The sequence below is a fragment of the Polaromonas sp. P5_D5 genome, from assembly GCF_054049435.1.
The window spans coordinates 612,060-632,979 of the sequence record NZ_JBFUMJ010000002.1; the positions used below are offsets into that span (position 1 = coordinate 612,060).

Genomic DNA, 20,920 nt, shown 5'->3' on the forward strand with positions numbered 1-20,920 from the left:
CTGCGTATCAGGCCGGAACAATGCTGGGGATCTGCGTGGCCGGCGGGGTGTTACGGCTGCGGCCGCAGCGAACCAGGCCGTCAATCATCACCATGCCAACGCCGGGAATATCCCCGCGTTGCACACTGTCCAGCAGGTTGAGCCCCGCTGAGTGCTGGGCTTTGTCCATGAAGACCAGATCAGCATCACGGCCTGTTTCTATCAAACCGCAATTGAGTTTGCGAATGCGCGCGGTGTTACCCGTGGCAAAGCAAAAAACCAGCTCCGCCGGGATATTGCCCAGGCTGGAAAGGAGGGCGATAAGGCGCAGCACACCCAGCGGCTGGACACCGGACCCGGCCGGCCCGTCGGTACCCAGGATGACGCGATGCGGGCACTTGAGCTGCAGCGCCGCCTGCGCGGCTGCAATTGCGACTTTTTCATTGCCGTTATGGACAATTTCAATGGCGCGCGATGATTTCTCACAGAGTTCGCAAACATGTGCTTCCGACAGTGCCGTATGACCGCCATTGATATGGCCGATGACATCGGCGTCTGCTTCCAGTACCACGTCCTTGTCAATCAGGCCTGAGCCGGGAATGGAAGGGCCACCGGTGTGAATGGTGCTCTGGATGCCGTATTTCCTCGCCCAACCCACCATCTCTTTGGCTTCGTAGCCCGCCTTGACTGAACCCAGGCCCACCTCGCCGAGCAAGGTTACGCCGGCGTCGGCAAGGTCCTTGAAATCTTGTTCGGTCATCCCTTTTTCGATGATGGGTGCACCGGCAAGTACCTTGACGCCGCCTGGGCGGAAGTTGTCGAATGCCCGTTGTGCGGTTATGGCCAGCGCCTTGAGGCCCACGATATCCTTGGGGCGCCCTGGCAGGTGAACCTCGCCGGCAGAAATCATGGTGGTGACGCCGCCGTGCATGGTGGAGTCAATCCAGCCGATCTGGTTCTGGCGCGGCGTCCAGTCGCCGAAAACCGGATGCACATGGCTGTCGATCAAACCGGGTGCCACGCAAGTCTGGTGCGCGTCAATCACGGTCTGCGCATGCGCCGTGTCACAGTCCTTGGCCTTTCCGATAGCTACGATGAGACCGTCGTTCACAACGATGGTGTCCGCGTCCAGGATAGGCTGGTCGATGTCTCCGGAGAGCAGCAGGCCAATGTTCCTGATGACGACCTTTCCTGATTTTCCGCTTGATGCCGCTTCTGCCATGGGTGGCCTTTCAAATGCGTGGGGTTGAGCTCAAGGATTCAGCATGACAGTGCGCAGCACGGTGCTGATGATGAAGGCCTGCCATTGCGCCAGCGCCTCAGGTGTTTGCAGGTCTTCGCCGAGGAAGGCTGACAGCGTGTGGCGGTTAGAGATATAGAAGTAGCCGGTGGCGGCAATCAGCAGGTAGACATTGCGGGCGGAGATGTCTGCCCGGAAAATTTTCTTGCGCACACCGCTTTCCAGCAGTTGCCGGATGATGGCGATGGCGGGAGACGAGTAATCCCGGGCGCGTTGCGATTTGGCAATGTGCTTGCCGCGGTGCAGGTTTTCCGTATTGAGCAGCGTGATGAACTCCGGATTTTTGCTGTAGTAGGACACCACGAAGCAAATCACGTCGGTCAGGGATTCCACGGGATGCTCGATGTCCAGCGACAACTCGAGCTCGGCGTCATTCATGCGGCGGTACATGTCTTCCAACACTTCGATGAACAAGCCTTCCTTGCTGCCGAAGTAGTAGTAAATCATGCGGTCGAATGACTTGGCCGACCTGGATATTTTCTCTACGCTCCCGCCGTCATACCCATAGCGCGCGAAGACGCGGGTGGCTGCCCGCAGGATGTTGTCGCGCGTGGTCTGCGCGGCTTGCTCCCGTACGCCGGGCCGCTTGGCAATCGTGCGTTTGGTTGTGGCAGTGCGCGGCTTGATGGTTTTGGCCGTCTTCGCTGTCATGTAGAGGTGTCCAGTCGCGGTTTATGCGTGATCAAGCGAAAAGGTGTGATGGATGGCTTCCCGGGGAAATGCAATGATTTGAAAGCAAGCGCTGGGCCATCTTCATTGTTCGGCAAAGGCGCGTTCGATCACGAAATCTCCCGGCTTGGACGTATTGCCTTCGATGAAGCCTTTGCCTTCGAGCATGTGTTTGAGGTCCTTGAGCATGGCGGGGCTGCCGCAGATCATCACACGGTCATGCGCCGGATCCAGTGCCGGCAACTGCAGGTCGGCCAACATCTTCCCGCTTTCGATCAGGTCGGTGACGCGACCCATGTTGCGGTAAGCCTCCCGCGTAACGGTAGGGTAGTACAGCAACTGCCTGGAGATCAGCTCACCGAGAAACTCATGTTGGGGCAAGTGATCCACAACCAGGTCGTGATAGGCCAGCTCGTCTGCCTGCCGCACGCCATGGACGAGCACTATCTGCTCAAACCGTTCGTAAGTCTCCGGGTCCCGGATGATGCTCATGAATGGCGCCAGGCCCGTGCCGGTCGAGAGCAGGTAAAGCCTTTTGCCCGGCAGCAGGTAATCAATTACCAGTGTGCCGGTTGGCTTGCGTCCAACGATGATTTTGTCGCCGACCTTGATGTGCTGCAGCCGTGACGTCAGGGGACCTTCCGCGACCTTGATGCTGAGGAATTCGAGATGCTCTTCATGATTGGGGCTCACGATGCTGTAGGCGCGCAGCAAAGGCTTGTCGTTGACCCTTAACCCGATCATGGTGAAGTGGCCGTTGCTAAAGCGCAGTGATGTGTCGCGTGTGGTGGTAAAGGTAAACAGGCGGTCAGTCCAGTGATGGACGGACAGCACAGTTTCTTCATTGAAAGCGCTCATGGTGTTATTCGGGAGTGATGGTTATGAATTGGAGAGGCTGCGTTGATGTCTCATGGTTTCATGATCTGCCGGCTTGTGAGCCGATCTTTCCATTGCGCGGTCTCGATAGGTATTTGCATGCCCTGGCCAAACGATGCCGCCACGGAGGCAATGTGCCACATTAATGTAGTGAACGCAACATTTAAATTCAGTGTGTACAACATTTTAAAATAAGTTTAAGACAGCCATGTAAATACTATTGCATGAGAAATCCGCATGCGCTACATTGAATCTCGTATGTAGTGAATGCAACATGTAAATTAAGTGAGCACTACATTGGTGAATTCGCCCCAAGATGGTGAGAGTGGCAGAAGGACGAGCACGATGACTGAACATACAAAGACGGACGGCTTGCCTGGCATGGATGCCTTGACGTTTCCGCTGGTTTTGGAAAAGGCCCGGCCGCGAAACGAGCGAATGAATAGCGAGAAAATCGAGTGCAATGCCTGCCCGGTTCTATGTCAGATATCCGAAGGGCGCAGCGGGGCCTGCGATCGCTATGCCAACCACGGCGGAACGCTTGTTCGGGTCGACCCGGTGTTGTTGTTGCGCCGTACGCTGTCCGTCGGAGGGACGCATATTGTGCCGTTTGCGGGGCGTACAGATGCAAGACTTCCCGCGCCAGAAGATCTGTCCGGTGGCACGGATGGCGCATCAGCGGTTCCATGGAGCGGTGATCTTCTACTGGCTGATGAAGTGTTTGTCACGGGTGTGGGTTCATCAACAACTTATCCCGACTACAAGCCGGCACCATTCATCGTTTCATCGAAAGCGGCCGGTGTTGATCTGGTCACTGTGGTCACGGAAGGAATTTTCAGCTATTGCAGCTTCAAGGTAAAAATTGACACTGACCGCTTCCTGGGTGCCGAGCAGGCCAATGTGCGCTGCAAGGGAGAGGTAATCGGGCATGTGACGACGGCCGAGTATGGCTCGCAGATGCTGTCCCTGGGTGGTGTGCATCACCTGACGGGAGGTAGCAAGAAAGAGGGCCGTGTCACGGTCGAAATGATGAAGGCGCTCGGCAACAAGCAGGCCGTGGAGTTTACGATTGACGGCGGTTCCCAGATACTGATTCAGGCTGGCCGTGCGCCTGTCGTGAATGGCGTTGAGGAAGAACGCATGCGCGTGGGTTGCGGGTCGGCTACGGTCGGAATTTTTGCGAAGCAGTTATTCGGCAAGCTTGACGAGGTGGTGGTGGTCGACGACCACATTACCGGTGTGCTGACCGAGCATCAGGCGGGGCGTTGTCTCGATATGCGCCCGTCAGGTATCCGGATGCGCGGACGAAAGTCCACGCCGGGGCGCTATTTCCAGGTGGCAAATCCTGGAACGGGCTGGGGTGGGACGGATATCGCCGATCCCCTGTCCATCATCGAGGCGTGGGACGGTAATGTCGCCTGGCCGGGCCTGCGCTTGTTGATGACGTCCACCACCGGTGAGCATGCAAGCTGGTATGTGCTCAATGAAGAGCTCGTTCCCGTGGAGCAAGAGATGCCGGCGGAAGTGCGCCATGTCGTTGAGCGTATCGGTGAAAACTGCGAGCCCTCGCTGGCGACGGTGCTCTTTCTTGCGGGAGCCGGTGGCAGCCTGCGGGCCGGTGTCACTGAAAATCCGGTTTTGCTGACGCGCGCCATCAAGAGTTCCCTGGTGAATGTGACCTGTGGCGGGGCTCCTGCCTACGTCTGGCCCGGTGGAGGGATCACCGTGATGGCCGATGTCATGCGCATGCCGGACAACAGTTTCGGAACCGTTCCCACGCCGGCCATCGTGGCTCCCATTGAATTCAGCATGAAGCTTGACGACTATCGCGCGCTGGGCGGGCACATGGACTATGTGCGCACGCTGGAGGATGTGTTGTGTCGCGGTGCCTGGCACAACGAGGGTGCACCTGTAGCTCTGGAATGGGCCAAGCTACCTTCCGCCAACCCCTGGCCTCTGGCGCGTTCTCCGTTATTGGGCTGAGGCACTTGCACATGAACTCTCAACGCTTGCAACTTCCCGACGGGCGCTGGCATTTCCAGCATGGTCCGATGGATATCATCATTGGCGCCCATGGAAGGCCGGCTGCGGTAGAGGACGCTCATGCCAAAGCGTGGGAGCGTTTCAGCGATATCCTCGGCGAGCTGGTCGGGGAACTTCCTCTCCTGCGGCAGCCTGTACGGGATGAGTGCCATCTGGAAGGGGTCATAGCCCGGCGCATGTGGAATGCGTGCCACCCTTACCGGCATGGCTTCATCACCCCGATGGCGGCCGTTGCCGGTGCAGTCGCGCAGGAGCTGGTCGCCTGTTATGCCAATGGCGGGATAGACCGCGCCTGGGTCAACAACGGCGGTGACATTGCCCTGCACTTGGCGCCAGCGCAATCTGTGCGGATCGGCCTGTATGCAGATCTGGCGCGCCTCGATGTGAACGAGGTATTGGCCGGCGTTCATACCGACGGGCAATTCGAGGTTTCCAGCGCGCTTCCTGTTCGCGGCGTCGCTACCAGCGGTTGGCGAGGGCGAAGCTTTTCTCTGGGTATTGCCGACAGCGTGACGGTCCTTGCGCGTACTGCCGCGCAAGCGGATGCTGCAGCCACCATGATTGCGAATGCGGTCGATGTTGCCGACGTGCGAATCAAACGCAGCAGAGCTTGTGACGTGAAGGACGACACCGACCTTGGCGAAATGCTGGTGACAATTGAGGTGCCGTTGCTGGAGGCGGAAACGGTTCGGCGCGCACTGCGCACCGGGCTTGAACGCGCACAGGCTCTGCAGGCGGCGGGATTGATCTGGTCGGCTGCGCTGGTTTGCCAAAACCAGCTGATGACCACCTCTGATAAAACGTCGCAACGATTGCAAAATCACAGTGCTGAAGTGCCGGCTGGTTCGGTATTTGCTTAATGAAATGAATGGACCTCACACCATGATTGAAATTCGGCGTATTTTTACGCACGTGGAGCAGATACGGCATGAATTCGGTCCGATAGCGCCGGTGCCTCTGCTTCGCGGGGCAGTTGGCGCGGTGCTGACCAACCCGTTTGCGGGGCGGTATGAGCCCGACCTCCTGCCGATGATGGACCAGCTTCAGCCCGTGGGTATCCAGATGGCTGAGCGTCTGCGCGCCGCAATGGCGGTGCCGGCCGAACATATTGAGGGTTACGGAAAAGGAGCGATTGTGGGCGCGGCAGGGGAACTGGAGCATGGTGCGCTCTGGCATGTGCCCGGCGGGTACGCGATGCGTGAGCTGCTTGGCTGGAAAGGTGATCGCAACGCTTATGCCCGTGGGCAGGCTGAGGAAAAAACCGGCCAACCCGGTAATGCCTTGTCCATCGTTCCTTCGACAAAAAAAGTGGGTGCGCCGGGTACGGCGCTGGATGTTCCTTTAACGCACGTCAATGCGAGTTATGTCCGTAGCCATTTCGACGCCATTGAGGTGCGTGTGCCAGGGGCTCCCTTGCCAGACGAAATCGTTTTCATCCTGGCCATGAGCACGGGCCCGCGCATTCACGCCCGGGTGGGTGGGCTGGCCGCCAGTGCCATCGCCAAATGGGATGGCTTGCGTTAAACCCGATGCGCCAGATATTTAGCAGTCACCGAGACAAGGAAAAACCATGACAGCCAGGATTCGAAAAATTGTTGTGCAAATCGACGAAACATACATCGAGATGGGAAAGGTCGTCGCTCCTCCGACGCGAAAGGCATTGGCGATGGCCGTGATCGAGAATCCTTTTTCCGGGGTGTACGCGGAAAAACTCGATGCGCTGATTGACATCGGCGAAGAGCTTGGCGGGCTGCTGGGGCAAAAGTGCGTGCAGGCCCTTGGCATTGCGCCGGGCCAGGCCCATAGTTACGGCAAGGCCGCCATCGTGGGTGAGGCAGGCGAGCTCGAGCATGCGGCAGCGATCCTGCATCCCAGACTGGGCGCCCCACTGCGCCTGGCGGTGGAAAAGGGTGCTGCTCTGGTGCCGTCAAGTAAAAAGCGCGGTGGCCTGGGTACTGCCATTGACGTGCCGCTGGGACACAAGGATGCCGCATTCGTGCGCAGCCACTTTGATGCCATGGAGGCGCGCATTGCCGATGCCCCCCGGGCCAACGAAATCGTGGTGGCTGTCGTCGTCACGGACAGCGGCCGCCCCCTGCCGCGCGTGGGGGGGCTTCAAATCCACGAAATCAAGGGGGAGGATGGGTTAAGGTAGCCCCGGCTGCCAACCTACTTATCACCAATGACTCACCATCGCCGTCTATCTGATCCACGACAACCAGGAGTATTTATGAAGCTGCACAACAAAATGCTGAGCACCGTCGCTTTCCTCGGACTGATGACCTCATTCGTGAACGCGCATGCGCAGGGCGTCATCAAGATAGGGGAAATAAACAGCTACAAGGCCCAGCCAGCTTTCCTGGAACCGTACAAGAAAGGCATGGAGCTGGCCGTTGAAGAAATCAATGCTGGTGGCGGCATCAACGGCAAGAAAGTCCAGCTGGTTATCCGCGACGACAACGCAAATCCGGGTGATGCGGTTCGTGCGGCCGAAGAGCTTGTCTCGCGCGAAAAAGTTGACGTGCTGACGGGCTCCTTCCTTTCCAATATCGGTCTGGCGCTGACCGATTTTGCCAAGCAGAAAAAGTTCTTCTTTCTGGCGGCTGAGCCTTTGACAGACAAAATCGTCTGGCAAAACGGCAATCGCTACACATTCCGCTTGCGGACCTCCACCTATATGCAGGTTGCCATGCTGGTCCCTGAAGCCGCCGCGATGAAGAAAAAGCGCTGGGCAGTGGTGTACCCCAATTATGAGTATGGGCAGTCCGCAGCCGCGACGTTCAAGACCTTGCTGAAGGCCGTACAGCCCGATGTGGAGTTCGTGGCCGAGCAGGCGCCTCCGTTGGGCAAAGTCGACTCTGGCAGTGTTGTGCAGGCCATGGCGGACGCCAAGCCGGATGCCATCTTCAATGTTCTTTTTGGTGCCGACCTCTCAAAGTTTGTTCGTGAAGGCAATACCCGCGGCCTGTTTCAGGGGCGTGAAGTCGTCAGCTTGTTGACGGGCGAACCCGAATATCTCGATCCGCTCAAGGAAGAAACGCCTAACGGCTGGGTGGTTACCGGCTATCCGTGGTACGGCATCCAGACTCCCGAACACAAGGCTTTCTTCCTTGCTTATCACAGTAAGTACAAAGACTATCCGCGCCTGGGTTCCGTGGTCGGCTATAGCGCCATCAAATCCCTGGCCGAAGGCATGAAAAAGGCGAAATCAACCGATACGGAAAAGCTGATTACCGCTTTCCGCGGCCTGAATGTGACGACACCTTTCGGCCCCGTGGTTTTTCGACCGGAAGACCACCAGTCCACCATGGGGGCCTATGTGGGCCGCACAAAAAATGAAGGCGGCAAGGGCGTGATGGTCGACTATCGATATATCGACGGTTCAAAAGTCCAGCCCAGCAACGCTGAAGTGAAAAAAATGCGCGCTGCCGACTAGACCGAGGCAAGTGCTGACGGCGGCAGGTGCCGCGCCTCGTGCATGCACCCATCGCGGTTTGCCGGCAGTTCCGGTGCCGCCGTCATGTTAATGGTGTGTCCGCTGTGCGCTGCTTGCCGGCCACGCTATCCCGCAGAAAAAAGGTTTGTTCATGAGCTTCTCAGGCTTTATCGTGCAGTTGCTTAATGGCCTGGCCGGCGCATCGTCGCTGTTTCTCGTGGCAGCTGGTTTGTCGTTGATCTTTGGTGTTACGCGGATTGTCAATTTTGCCCATGGATCTTTTTTCATGGTGGGTATCTACGTTGCCTATTCATTGGTCAGTGCTCTCGGCAATACCTTGGGTTTCTGGCCTGCTCTGTTGATGGCTGCTTTGGCTGTAGGTGTTCTCGGTGGCTTGGTCGAGGTCTTGTTGCTTCGCCGTATATATCGTGCACCGGAGCTATTCCAGCTGCTGGCAACGTTTGCCCTGGGCCTGGTGATCAAGGACGGCGTGCTCTGGTTTTGGGGTGCCGAAGAACTGCTTGGTCCCCGGGCGCCCGGTCTGACGGGCTCCGTGGCGATTCTCGGACGCCAGTTTCCTTCCTATGACATTTTTCTGATCGTCGCGGGACCTGTTGTCCTGGGCCTGCTCTGGCTTTTGCTCACTAAAACCCGATGGGGTACCCTGGTCCGGGCTGCTACCCAGGACCGCGAAATGGTCAGCGCGCTGGGTGTGAACCAGGCGTGGCTGTTCACAGCCGTTTTTGCATTGGGCGCACTTCTGGCGGGCCTTGGGGGCGCGCTTCAGCTACCGCGCGAGCCCGCCAACCTGGAAATGGACCTCAACATCATCGGCGCCGCGTTTGTGGTGGTGGTGGTCGGGGGCATGGGCTCCATCCCGGGTGCCTACGTAGCGGCACTGCTGATTGCCGAACTCAAGGCCATTTGCATCTGGCTGGGGCTGGTCGAAATTGCGGGCATTAGCATCTCTTTTTCCAAGCTGACCCTGGTGGTGGAGTTCGTCGTAATGGCGGTTGTCCTGGTGGCCCGTCCCTGGGGATTGTTCGGCAGGCCCCAGGCGCCCAGCCGGCATACAGGCATGGCTGAAGAACCGCTGCGCAGGCCGCACCGCTTGTATGCCTGGGGTTGTGCGGGCCTGCTGGCGGTACTGGCTTTGATGCCTGTGCTGGCGGCGCAGTCGCCTTACGTGACAGTGCTGCTGATTGATCTGCTGGTTGCCGTCCTGTTCGCTGTCAGCCTGCATTTCATCATGGGACCCGCGGGGATGCACTCGTTCGGGCATGCCGCCTACTTCGGCCTTGGGGCCTATGGTGCCGCGCTGCTGGTGCGCAGCCTGAACATGCCCATGGAGCTGGCGCTGGTCGTTGCACCCCTCGTGGCGGCCCTGGGCGCTTTTGTCTATGGCTGGTTCTGCGTCAGGTTGTCCGGTGTTTACCTCGCCATGCTGACGCTGGCCTTTGCGCAAATTACCTGGGCTATTTGTTATCAATGGGACGTGTTCACCGGCGGCAGCAACGGATTGACCGGCGTATGGCCCTCTGAGTGGCTGGCGGACAAACGTATTTATTACTACCTCACCCTTGTCTTGGTGGCCGGGGGCGTCTTGCTGATGCACCGGATGCTGTATTCGYCGTTTGGCTATGGCATGCGTGCGGCACGCGACTCGGTGCTGCGCTCTGATGCCATCGGCATGAATGTCAAACGTCTGCAATGGGCCGCGTTTGTGATTGCGGGTTCTTTTGCGGGGCTGGCTGGCGCGCTTTATGCCTTTTCAAAAGGCAGCATCTCGCCTGAAAGCCTGCACGTCAGCAAGTCGATCGACGGTCTGGTGATGGTTTTGCTGGGGGGTATCCAGACGCTTTTGGGACCTGTCGTGGGGGCCGTCACGTTCACATGGCTGCACGATACCGTGGCGCGCAATACCGACTATTGGCGCGCCATGCTGGGCGCCATCATCCTGGTTCTTGTGCTGCTGTTTCCCCAGGGGATTGCAGGCTTTGCCAAACAGCTGCTGGCCAGTCGCCGCAGTGCGGGAGAGAAGTCATGAGCTTGCTGAAGGTGTCAGGACTGGGTAAATCGTTCGGTGGTGTCAGGGCTGTCGATGGTGTGAACTTTGAGCTGGCGGCGGGTGAACTGCTGGCTTTGATCGGACCCAATGGTGCCGGGAAGTCAACCACGTTCAATATGGTCAACGGTCAGCTGCGCGCAGATACAGGCTCCATCCAGCTGGACTCGCAGGAGCTGATCGGCCTGGCTCCCCGTGAAATCTGGCGGCGCGGTGTCAGTCGGACATTCCAGATCGCCGAAACCTTTTCTTCACTCACGGTCGTGGAGAACGTCCAGATGACCTTGCTGTCCGCAGACCATCGGCTTTTTTCCATGTGGCGCCGTGCCGCAGATTACAAGCGCGACGAGGCCATGGCGCTGCTTGAGCAGGTCAACATGAAGCCGCAGGCTGACCGCCCTTGCAGCGTGCTGGCATATGGAGATGTCAAGCGTGTGGAATTGGCCATGGCCATGGCCAACAACCCCAAGTTGCTGCTCATGGATGAGCCGACAGCCGGTATGGCTCCCAGGGAGCGAAACGACTTGATGGCGCTGACCAAACAACTGGTCATTGACCGGGGCATGGCGGTGCTTTTTACCGAGCACAGCATGGACGTGGTGTTTGCCTATGCTGACCGCATGATCGTGCTGGCGCGTGGCCGGTTGATTGCGGAAGGCAAGCCGCAGGATATCCGCGACCACCCCAAAGTCCAGGAAGTCTATTTCGGCAGTGGCAAGACCTTCGAGAAAAAAGCCATTGAAAAGGAAACTGCGTGATGGGCAACGGCAACGAGATACTGCTGGAGGCGAAAGACCTGTCGGCCTGGTATGGCGCGGCGCAAATACTGTTTGGCGTCAACCTGGCTGTCAGGCGCGGCGAAGTCGTTGCCCTGATGGGGCGCAATGGCGCCGGCAAATCGACCACCCTGAAGACGCTGATCGGGATGCTCGACAAGCGCCGCGGCAGCGTGGCTTTTCTTGGCAAGGATATCTCCAGCAGTGAACCACACCATGCGGCTCGCATGGGCCTGGGCTTTGTGCCGGAAGACCGGCGAATCTTCACCGACCTGACAGTGACCGAGAACCTGGAAGTAGGGCGGCAGGCGCCGCGCCGCTGGCCCGACGGCAGTGAGGCGCCCTTGTGGACGCCGGAACGCCTCTTCAAGCTGTTTCCCAACCTGGGTGAGATGCCCACGCGTCCCGGCGGCCGCATGAGTGGTGGCGAGCAGCAAATGCTGACAGTGGCCAGGACCTTGATGGGCAATCCCTATCTGGTTCTGCTTGACGAACCCTCCGAAGGCGTAGCGCCCGTCATTGTGGAGCAAATGGCCAACATGATCCTGGAGCTGAAGGCCCACGGTGTCAGCATTCTGCTGTCCGAGCAAAACATGCATTTCGCCGAATTGGTTTCCGACAGGGCGTATGTATTGGAGAAAGGGCAAATCCGCTTTGAAGGATCCATGGCGGATCTGGCTGCCAATGAAGAAGTGCGCCGTGCCTATCTCAGTGTGTAGGCCGTATCTCATCGATGTTGAGAAATCACCACGCGAGCCCGCACCGGTTCGGTAAATATGGGTTTCATCGTCACACTGTCCGTTAACCAGCTGGAGCGTACGCTGCCTGTTGCGGAGCAGGCCAGCCTGCTGACCGTGCTGCGTAACGATTTCGCGCTGAATGGCCCGAAATATGGCTGCGGTTTGGGCGAGTGTGGCGCATGCACCGTGCTGGTCGATGGCGTGGCGGCACGCGCTTGCGTTATTCCGGCATGTGGCGTGGCAGGCCGCGAAATCACCACCCTTGAGGGTTTGGGTACGCCGGCGGCCCTTCACCCGGTCCAACAGGCGTTTATCGAAGAGCAGGCCGCCCAGTGCGGCTACTGCCTGAACGGCATGATCCTGATGACTGTCGCATTGCTGGCGCGAAACCCCGCACCGGGCGAGGACGACATACGTCGCGAGCTGTCCGGCAATCTCTGCCGCTGCGGCACGCACCTGGAGATCGTGAGGGCTGTATTGCGTGCGGCAGAGCTGACGCGCCAAAGCCTTGCCCGGGGTAACTCGCCATGACGCGTCGCGCCGATGCGCCCCTGACACGCGCCGATTTTCATGCGGCCAGCGGCGTCTTGCTGGTGAGCCGCGAGCCGCCGCCGGCGCCTCCACCCGCCCGTGGCCAACCTGCATTGGTCAGCGCCAATCCGCAAGAGGGCGTTGAAATACTGGTTGCCGTGTGGGATGACGGCAGCGTGACGGCCCTGAACGGCCATGTCGATCTAGGCACCGGTATCCGGACGGCCCTGGCGCAGATCGTGGCTGAAGAGCTCGACGTTGCGCTCGGGCAGGTCAACATGGTTCTTGGGGACACGACGCGTGCGCCCAATCAGGGGGCCACGATTGCCAGCGCGTCCATCCAGGTTCATGCCGTCCCTTTGCGGGCCGCGGCGGCGCAGGCACGCGCGTGGCTGGTGATGCGCGCAGCGGGCGTACTGCAGGTGGATCCTTCCCTCCTCGCCGTGCGAGATGGCGTTGTTTCGGTGGCAGGGCAGGAAGATAAATCGGTGACGTATGGCGCGTTGCTGGCCAATGAGCATGTACATCTCTCGCTGGTGCAGGGCACCCCTGTCAAGGATGCTGCCGACTACCGCCTGGTGGGGACCAGCGCGGCACGCCTGGATATCCCGGCCAAGGCCACCGGGGCACTGACATTTGTGCACGACATGCGCGTACCCGGCATGCTGCACGGCCGCGTCGTGCGCCCGCCCTATGCCGGGGCTGACCACGGCGACTTCATCGGCAATACGCTGGAATCGGTGGACGAATCATCGATTTCCCACATTCCGGGCATTCGCGCGGTGGTGGTGATCCGCGACTTTGTCGGCATCGTTGCAGAGCGGGAAGAGCAGGCCGAACAGGCGCTGCGTGAATTGCGTGTCAGCTGGAAGCCGTGGCCCGGTCTCGCCAGTCTGGGCGACCTTGAGCAGGCGATCCGCAACAACCCGGCCACGCAGCGCAGGCTTGTCGACGACGGCAACGTGGACACCGCGATGGCAAGCGCGGCACAAGCCCTGGCGCGCAACTACGTCTGGCCCTATCAAATGCACGGCTCCCTCGGGCCTTCGTGTGCCGTGGCCGATTGGCAGCAGGAGCGCCTGACGGTATGGGCAGGAACCCAAAACCCCCACGTGCTGCGGGCTGACCTGTCGCGCCTGACCGGCCTTGCCGACGTCGCCATCGACGTGATCCGCATGGAGGCGGCGGGCTGCTACGGGCGAAACTGCGCTGACGATGTGGCGGCAGATGCCGCGCTGCTTTCGCGTGCTGTGGGCAGCCCTGTCCGTGTGCAGCTGACGCGTGAGCAGGAACATGCCTGGGAACCCAAAGGCGCAGCCCAGCTCATGCAGGTGAACGGTGGGCTCAATGCCGACGGGTCGGTCGCGGCATATGACTTTCAAACGTCTTATCCTTCGAATGGCGCGCCCACGCTGGCATTGTTGCTCACCCGCACCATCGAACCGGTCGCGCAGTCCTATGAAATGGGCGATCGAACCGCCCGGCCACCCTACGAATACGCCAACATGCGCATCGCCGTCAATGACATGGCGCCGCTATTGCGTGCGTCATGGCTGCGCGGTGTCTCGGCGCTGCCCAATTCATTCGCGCATGAGTCCTACATCGACGAACTGGCAACAGCAGCGGGTGTCGATCCGGTGGAGTTTCGGCTGCGGTACCTGAAGGAGCCGCGCGCCGCCGAGCTGGTGCGTGCCACGGCCGAGCGCGCCGGCTGGATGGCGCATACGACGCCGCAGCAGCAGCCTACAGCGCCTGGTGATCCACAGGACGTCGTGCGCGGCCAGGGCTTTGCGTATGCCCGCTACATGCACAGCAAATGGCCGGGGTTCGGGGCGGCGTGGGCGGCCTGGGTGGCTGACGTCGAAGTGAATCGCAAGACGGGCGAGGTGCATGTCCGGCGCGTCGTGGTAGGGCATGACGCCGGCACGCTGATCAACCCCGCCGGGGTTCAGCACCAGATCCATGGCAACGTGGTGCAGACGACCAGCCGTGCACTCACGGAACAGGTCACGGTGTCACCCCAAACAAATCAGGTGACCAGCCTGGAGTGGGGAAGCTACCCCATCCTCAACTTCAGGGACGTGCCGGTGATTGAGGTCGTGACCATGGCGCGCCCCGGTGAGCCACCGCTTGGCGCCGGAGAGTCGTCTTCGGTGCCGGGTACGGCAGCCATCGCCAACGCCATTTTTGATGCCACCGGCGTGCGCTTTCGCCAGCCGCCTTTTACGCCGGAAGTGGTGCGTGCCGCGCTCAATCCCGGGCTGGCACCCGAGCCGGACATCCCAACAGCTCCAGCTCGGTTGCCCAATCCCGTACCTGAGGGCGCGGCATGGCCGAAAGGCGTGGCCTGGTGGTCACGCGCAGGCGCCTTGCTCGCGGGGGTTGTGGGCATCGTGTGGGCGCTGGCAGGTGGCCGGTCGGTCATCGCTCCGGTGGTGCAAAGCGGCACATCCGTTTACACCGCCGCAACGCTGGAACGCGGCCGGCAGCTCGCGGCCTCGGGCGATTGTGTGGTGTGCCATACAGCACCCGGCGGTATACCCAATGCCGGCGGCAGGGCCATGGATACGCCTTTCGGAAAGATTGTCACCACCAACCTCACACCCGATGCGGACACCGGCATAGGCTTGTGGTCCTTCAGCGCCTTCCAGCGCGCCATGCGTGAAGGAATTTCCCGCGATGGCCGCTATTTGTATCCCGCGTTTCCCTATACCGCGTTCGCCAAAACCAGCGATGAAGACCTGACCGCGCTGTATGCCTACCTGATGGCCCAGCCCCCCGTGCGATCGGAACCACCGGCCACGCGGCTGACCTTCCCGTTCAGCGTGCGGCCGTTGATGGCCGGGTGGAACGCGCTGTTTCATGAGCCGGCGCCTTACCGTGCCGACCCGGCGCAGACTGCCGAATGGAATCGTGGCGCCTACCTGGTCAACGGTCTGGGCCATTGCGGCGCCTGCCATACGCCGCGCAACGCCGCAGGCGCCGAGCGCAGCGGAAAGGCCTTTTTAAGCGGAGCCGTGGTGGATGGCTGGGACGCTCCAGCGCTGACTGCACTCTCGCGTGCGCCCGTACCCTGGAATGCTGCGGAGCTGTACCGCTACCTGCGTAGCGGCTACTCACCGCAGCACGGCATTGCCGCGGGTCCGATGGCACCAGTGATCAAGGAGTTGGCCGCCTTGCCTGAAGAAGATATTCGTGCGATGGCGACTTATCTCGTGTCTTTTAATGAGCCAACTACGGAAGCTGAAAGCGTCCAGCGCACCGGGCAGATCGTCTTGTCCACCCGGCAATCGGCTGTCAGCTTGCCGGGCCCTGGCCAGCGCCTGTTCAGTGGCGCTTGCGCATCGTGCCATCACGACGGCGACGGCCCGCGACTGCTGGGGGTGAACGTGCCGCTGGCCCTTAACAGCAAGCTGCACAGCGAGCGGCCCGACAATCTGGTGCAGGTGATCCTTGAGGGAATTCAGTCACCGGCGAGCAAAGACATCGGGTTCATGCCGGCTTTTCGTCACAGCCTGGATGATGCCCAGGTTGCCGCGCTGGTGGCTTATATGCGCGGACGCTATGCACCCTCGGAACCGGCCTGGCAGGATTTGCCGGCAACCGTTTCACGCCTCCGCGCTACGCCGGGCCAGCACTGAATCTTTTCAATCAGGCGAAGGCCGCACGGCCTGCGTCGCCCTGACAAGCGCCGCGCGCGCCAGCAGGCGTGTGGAGTCCAGAGTCGGCAGGGGCGAGTTTGAATCGCTCATGATCAGGGGGATTTCCGTGCAGCCCAGGACGACTGCGTCGCAGCCGTCGCTTTTCATCCGCTCGATGACTTTCTGGAAATATGCGATCGCTTCGGGCTTGAAGACACCGTACACCAGCTCGTCCATGATGATGCGGTTGATTTCGTCGCGCTCCGCGCTGTCTGGACGCAAGTATTGCAGCCCGCGGGCCGCGAGCTTGTCGGGGTAGACCTCACTGTCGACGAGCCATCGCGTGCCGGTGATGCCGATGCACCGGAACCCGCGCCTGACCGCTTCTTCGGCAACGACTTCCGCAATATGAAGCCAGGGCAAGGGGGATCGCTCCTGCACGTAAGCAAAAGCCTGATGGATGGTGTTGTCCGGGCAGATAAGAAAGTCAGCTCCGGTTTTTGCGAGCTTGTGCGCGGAAGCGAGCATGATGTCGCCCACGCCATTCCAGTCATTGCGGTAAATGCACGCCATGTAATCTGAAAGCGACGGCGTATGCATCGACACTTCAGGATGGGCATGCGGCCCCATGGCCTTGGCGCCTTCCACACAGATGGTTTGATAACAAAGCGCAGCGCCTTCGGCAGAGCAGCCGACGATACCGATGTGTTGGGGCATGACCTGTCTTCCTTATTTGCTACGCGGGCTCTGGTACCGGGTCGGCAGCAGGCGAGGTGGCCGGGTGCGGTGTGACTTCTCCCTCGGCGAGTTCCCCGCCCAACGCCTCCAGCATGTCCGGAATCAGCGAAGACAGCTCGCCGGTGATGATGGCTGCATCGCTGTCAAAGCCGTCGTCGTCCTTTCCGCTTTCCTGAACGCCGTCCAGCACCACATCGAGCAGCTTGAGTTTTTTCAGCTGCGCGGTTTCCGTCAGCACAAAAGACACGCGCTCGTTCCACGTCATCGCCAGCTGCGTCGGCAACTTGCCGGCGGCAATGTGCTGGGCCACTTCCTCGATCTCCAGCGTGTGGCGCGAGTAGCGCACCGTGGATTTCTGGTCGTCCGGCGTCTTGAGCTCGCAGTCGCGGTCTACCGTGAAGTTATATGGCGCTTCGCGCGTCGACAGCCAGTGCGACATGGCGGCAGCGGCCGACATCTGCGTCTGGATGGGGCTGGCCTTCAGGCCGGGCAGGGCGCCCGGCACCTCGCTCAACGCTTCCACGAGATAACTCACGATCTTGTCGGCGCCCGTGAGGTTGCCGGAGTCAACCACCAGGAATTTGTTGACGACGTCGATCCAGAGCGTGGTGGTCGAGCGCTTGGTGAAGGCGCGCGGCAACAGGTCCAGCATGACTTCCTGCTTGAACTCCTTCTTGATCTTGGCGCCCACGCGTTCGCGGCCGGTTTCTTCCTTGTATTTTTCGATGCGTTCTTCCACCGCGGCCTTGATGGCGGACGATGGCACAGGGCGGCGCTCGGTGCAGAGCCGGGCGATCAGCTGGCGGCCCACGCTTTCGAGCAGGACGGTGCTTTTGTTGCCGCGCGGTGGCACCCAGCCACTGGATTCAGGCTCTGTTGCGCCGCAGGGAACGAAACGGTGGGACTGGAAAATTTCTTCAAGCGCTTCCAGCGGAGGAAGCACAAAATCGTCGGCAATGCGGAAAAAGATTGCGGTGTTGAACATGAAATCCGGGGAAGAGGTTAAAAAAAGAGACTGCCGGAAGGCCGATGAGGGGGCGGAAAATCCGCGGTGAGAACCAGCCGGATACAGAGAAATTCTACCGGGCGTCCTGCCTGCAGAATGTAACGGCCGGCACGGGCTTGAAGGCCTTCATTCAATATCAAACGAATGGATGCCGTAGGCACCCTTGCGGCGGTCTTCGAAGTACTGCTCCAGCGTCTGCTTGACCGTCTTGAAGGCAATTTCGTCCCAGGGAATTTCGGCCTCAGTGAACAGTTTGGCCTCCATGGTCTCATGGCCTGGATTGAATTCGGTGCTCAAAAGCCGAGCCCGGTAATACATGTGCACCTGCCCGACGCGCACCACGTTCATGACCGTAAAAAGGCCCAGCATCTCATATTGGGCGCCGGCTTCTTCATCCGTTTCACGGGCTGCGCCCTGCGAGGTGGTTTCGCCCAACTCCATGAAGCCGGCAGGCAATGTCCACTTGCCCCGACGCGGCTCGATATTGCGTTTGCAGAGCAGCACTTGCGCGCCGTCCTCGCCCCAGCTGGGCACGGTGCCAACGACATTGAGCGGGTTTTCGTAATGGACCGTATTGCAGGCCGGGCAGACGGCCCGCTCTTTTGTGTCGCCGTCGTCCGGCAAGCGATAAGCCACGGCGGTGCCGCAGACGCGGCAGTGGTTCAGGGGCGGTCGTTGCATCAGATGAGTGTAGCGGCTTTGCGCCGGCCGAGGCCTGCCGAGGCGCACGGCAGGCTTGCTGCCGTGCTATCAAAAAAGTAGCTACTCGCGCCCGTTTTTATTGGGCTTAACGCGTATTTCGTTTGTTTTCTTATTTCAGCGACGAGTAATTCACCGGTACCCAGGTGTAAGCCTTGCCCGCGCCCTTGCGCACATGGCCAAGGCCGGGGAAGGCAATATGCGCCGCGCCGACCAGGTAACCATTTTTGGCGGCATCGGCGTAGGCCTTGGCGCGTTCCTTGGCGGCCGGTGGGGACTCGGAGTCAAACTTGATGGTGACCTCCGGGTTGTCGAACTGGACTGCCGCCACATGCATCAGGTCGCCCCACAGCATCAGCTTCTCCCCTTTGCTTTCCACCACATACACGCTGTGGCCGGCCGTGTGGCCGTGGGTGGGCTGCGCCTTCACGCCGGGCACGAGCTCGGTGGCGCCTTCAAAGGTCTTGAGCTTGCCGGCCGTTGCGTAGGGCTTGATGGACGCCATGGCACCCTGGAAAAAGCCCTGGGATTCTTTGGGCGCTGCGTTCATTTTGGCTTCATCCAGCCAGAAATCGGCGTCCGCCTTGTCCACACGCACCACGGCATTCGGAAACGCCATGGCGCCGTTCACCACGAGGCCGCCCACGTGGTCGGGGTGCATGTGGGTGATATAGATCTCGTCGATCTGCTCGGGCTGGTAGCCGGCGGCTTTGAGGTTGGCCTGCAGGCTGCCCAGCGTCGGGCCGAAGAGGCCGGACGCACCCGTGTCGATCAGCACCAGCTTGCTGCCGGTGTTGATGAGGTAGGCATTGACTGAAGTCTCGACTGCGTCAGGTAAAAATGAACGCTTCAGTGCCGCGCCGACTTTCGCCGGCGTTGTGTTGGTGAGCAGGTCTTTCACGGGCAGCTTGACAGTGCCGTCCGACAGGGCTGTGACTTCAAAATCGCCCAGTGTGACGCGGTAGTAGCCGGGCGCCTGGGTCTTGACCATGGGGCCGGCCGCAAAAGCGGGCAGGGTGAAAGAAGCGCTCAGGCTTGAGGCCAGGATGGTGGCAGCCAGGGTTTTCAAAATGCGTGACATGAAAGAACTTCCTTGGGGTAAAGGGAATGATGAACCGGGCTCACCCGTCATACGGGGGCCGGGTGGATTCTTATGCAGACGCGCCATGAATGAAGCCGCAGTTGCAGTAACCCGGCTGTCGTGCAGGTTTTGCCTGAGGTGGCGCGCTATCAAATCAGGAGCTGGTTGCGCCCGTATTCATTGGGCTGAAGGCCGAAAAGGCACAAGAACATAGGTGAAGCATAAAAAAACCGGGCATAAGCCCGGTTTCGTGAATGCGCACCTAGCGCGGCCTGTTGATCAAGCCTTGGTCGTCTTGGTGTGCTTTTCAATCAGGGCGCGTGCCGTGTCCAGCAGTTTCTTGCCGTCAAAACCCTTCTTGTTCATGTCTTCCACCCACTCGACTTCCACCGTGCGTGATTTGCGGCGGAATTCCTGGGCTTCGGCCGCACTCACGGTGTAGATCGTGTTGCCGCGGTCACTGGCGGTCTTGCGGCCGGGAACGTCGTTGCCCTGCTGCACCTTGCCCAGCCAGGCCGAGGTGGCCATGCCGGAGTTGTTGTCGATGACCTTCTTGAGGTCGGGCGCGAGCGAGTTGTATTTCGCCTTGTTCATGGCCATCACAAAGGTGGTGGTGTAAAGGCTGCCGCCGGCGGGGTCGAACTCGGCATGGAACTTGGTGAGCTCGTTGACCTTGACCGAAGGCACCACTTCCCACGGAATCACGCAGCCGGTGATGGTGCCTTTGCTCAGCGCATCGGGGATTTGCGGTAGCGGCATGCCGACGGGCGTGGCGCCCAGCACGCCCATGAGCTTGGTGACCTGGCGGGTCGGCGCGCGCAGCTTGAGGCCGCGCATGTCGGCAATCGACTTGACGGGCTTGTCGACCGTGTGGATCACACCGGGGCCGTGCACCTGCAGTGCCAGCACCTGCGTATCCTTGAATTCATCGGGTGCAACGGTTTGCACGTATTCCCAAAACGCCTTGGAAGTCGCTTCGGCGTTGGACATCATGAAGGGCAGCTCAAACACCTCGATTCGCGGGAAGCGGCCGGCCGTGTTGCCAGGCAATGTCCACACCACGTCAACCACGCCGTCCTTGGCCTGGTCGTAGAGCTGCACCGGCGTGCCGCCCAGCTGCATGGCCGGATAGCCTTCAAACTTGATGCGGCCGCCGGATTCTTTTTCGACTTTTTCCATCCAGGGCTTGTGCATGGCCAGCCAGACATTGGACGAGGGCGACATGAAGGTATGGAACTTCAGTGTCACGGCCTGCTGGGCCAGGCCCGACAGCGCCGGTGCGCCCAAGGCTGCGGCGGCGCTGGTTTTGAGAAGGGTTCGTCGTTGAATCATGCATGTCT

General features: G+C 60.3%; 18 protein-coding genes. 10 read left to right on the forward strand and 8 right to left on the reverse strand.

The annotated features are described in order from the left end of the window. Positions 1-7: 7 nt before the first annotated feature. The 3 genes from ACXJKE_RS09575 to ACXJKE_RS09585 form a co-directional block, all read right to left on the reverse strand. A complete protein-coding gene (locus ACXJKE_RS09575; protein ID WP_457280350.1) occupies positions 8-1,201 on the reverse strand; it encodes an amidohydrolase family protein in 1,194 nt (397 codons plus the stop codon). A 30-nt stretch (positions 1,202-1,231) separates the two neighbouring features. Next, positions 1,232-1,930 (reverse strand): TetR family transcriptional regulator, encoded by a 699-nt coding sequence (locus ACXJKE_RS09580; RefSeq protein WP_457280351.1) that lies wholly within the window; start codon positions 1,928-1,930, stop codon positions 1,232-1,234. A 102-nt stretch (positions 1,931-2,032) separates the two neighbouring features. Continuing rightward, on the reverse strand, positions 2,033-2,806 hold the full coding sequence (locus tag ACXJKE_RS09585; RefSeq protein WP_457280352.1) for a ferredoxin--NADP reductase: 774 nt from the start codon (positions 2,804-2,806) through the stop codon (positions 2,033-2,035). A 363-nt stretch (positions 2,807-3,169) separates the two neighbouring features. Between ACXJKE_RS09585 and ACXJKE_RS09590 the strand changes: the two genes are divergently transcribed. The 10 genes from ACXJKE_RS09590 to ACXJKE_RS09635 all read left to right on the forward strand — a co-directional run bounded on the left by ACXJKE_RS09590 (position 3,170) and on the right by ACXJKE_RS09635 (position 16,056). Continuing rightward, positions 3,170-4,807 carry a 6-hydroxynicotinate reductase gene (locus ACXJKE_RS09590; protein ID WP_457280353.1) on the forward strand — a complete coding sequence of 546 codons (1,638 nt, stop codon included), beginning with the start codon at positions 3,170-3,172 and terminating at the stop codon, positions 4,805-4,807. A gap of 11 nt (positions 4,808-4,818) precedes the next feature. Beyond that, positions 4,819-5,727 carry a UPF0280 family protein gene (locus ACXJKE_RS09595; RefSeq protein WP_457280354.1) on the forward strand — a complete coding sequence of 303 codons (909 nt, stop codon included), beginning with the start codon at positions 4,819-4,821 and terminating at the stop codon, positions 5,725-5,727. A 22-nt stretch (positions 5,728-5,749) separates the two neighbouring features. Further along, entirely contained in the window at positions 5,750-6,391 is a 642-nt protein-coding gene (locus ACXJKE_RS09600; RefSeq protein WP_457280355.1) for an amino acid synthesis family protein, read from the forward strand. 46 nt (positions 6,392-6,437) lie between these two features. Beyond that, on the forward strand, positions 6,438-7,022 hold the full coding sequence (locus tag ACXJKE_RS09605; protein ID WP_457280356.1) for an amino acid synthesis family protein: 585 nt from the start codon (positions 6,438-6,440) through the stop codon (positions 7,020-7,022). A 93-nt stretch (positions 7,023-7,115) separates the two neighbouring features. Continuing rightward, on the forward strand, positions 7,116-8,303 hold the full coding sequence (locus tag ACXJKE_RS09610; RefSeq protein WP_457280969.1) for an ABC transporter substrate-binding protein: 1,188 nt from the start codon (positions 7,116-7,118) through the stop codon (positions 8,301-8,303). 151 nt (positions 8,304-8,454) lie between these two features. Next, positions 8,455-10,350 carry an ABC transporter permease gene (locus ACXJKE_RS09615; RefSeq protein WP_457280357.1) on the forward strand — a complete coding sequence of 632 codons (1,896 nt, stop codon included), beginning with the start codon at positions 8,455-8,457 and terminating at the stop codon, positions 10,348-10,350. Beyond that, positions 10,347-11,126 (forward strand): ABC transporter ATP-binding protein, encoded by a 780-nt coding sequence (locus ACXJKE_RS09620; protein ID WP_457280358.1) that lies wholly within the window; start codon positions 10,347-10,349, stop codon positions 11,124-11,126. Before ACXJKE_RS09615 ends, ACXJKE_RS09620 begins: the two co-directional genes overlap by 4 nt. Continuing rightward, positions 11,126-11,863, forward strand: coding sequence for an ABC transporter ATP-binding protein (locus ACXJKE_RS09625; RefSeq protein WP_457280359.1), 738 nt, complete (start codon positions 11,126-11,128; stop codon positions 11,861-11,863). The genes ACXJKE_RS09620 and ACXJKE_RS09625 overlap by 1 nt, the downstream gene beginning before the upstream one ends. A 57-nt stretch (positions 11,864-11,920) precedes the next feature. Then, positions 11,921-12,415, forward strand: a complete 495-nt coding sequence (locus ACXJKE_RS09630) for a (2Fe-2S)-binding protein (protein WP_457280360.1) — start codon at positions 11,921-11,923, stop codon at positions 12,413-12,415. Beyond that, a complete protein-coding gene (locus ACXJKE_RS09635; RefSeq protein WP_457280361.1) occupies positions 12,412-16,056 on the forward strand; it encodes a molybdopterin cofactor-binding domain-containing protein in 3,645 nt (1,214 codons plus the stop codon). The genes ACXJKE_RS09630 and ACXJKE_RS09635 overlap by 4 nt, the downstream gene beginning before the upstream one ends. 6 nt (positions 16,057-16,062) lie before the next feature. Here ACXJKE_RS09635 and ACXJKE_RS09640 read toward each other — a convergent pair whose 3' ends face one another. From ACXJKE_RS09640 to ACXJKE_RS09660, 5 genes are all read right to left on the reverse strand, one after another. Then, positions 16,063-16,773, reverse strand: coding sequence for an aspartate/glutamate racemase family protein (locus ACXJKE_RS09640; RefSeq protein ID WP_457280362.1), 711 nt, complete (start codon positions 16,771-16,773; stop codon positions 16,063-16,065). Between the two features lie 19 nt (positions 16,774-16,792). Continuing rightward, positions 16,793-17,779, reverse strand: coding sequence for a recombination-associated protein RdgC (locus tag ACXJKE_RS09645; protein WP_457280363.1), 987 nt, complete (start codon positions 17,777-17,779; stop codon positions 16,793-16,795). 147 nt (positions 17,780-17,926) lie between these two features. Continuing rightward, entirely contained in the window at positions 17,927-18,481 is a 555-nt protein-coding gene (locus ACXJKE_RS09650; RefSeq protein ID WP_457280364.1) for an NUDIX hydrolase, read from the reverse strand. Positions 18,482-18,611: 130 nt separating this feature from the next. Further along, on the reverse strand, positions 18,612-19,580 hold the full coding sequence (locus tag ACXJKE_RS09655) for an MBL fold metallo-hydrolase (RefSeq protein WP_457280365.1): 969 nt from the start codon (positions 19,578-19,580) through the stop codon (positions 18,612-18,614). Positions 19,581-19,859: 279 nt separating this feature from the next. After that, the gene (locus ACXJKE_RS09660) at positions 19,860-20,912 is read right to left on the reverse strand and encodes a TRAP transporter substrate-binding protein (protein ID WP_457280366.1); all 1,053 of its coding nucleotides are present in this window, start codon (positions 20,910-20,912) and stop codon (positions 19,860-19,862) included. Positions 20,913-20,920: the final 8 nt, after the last annotated feature.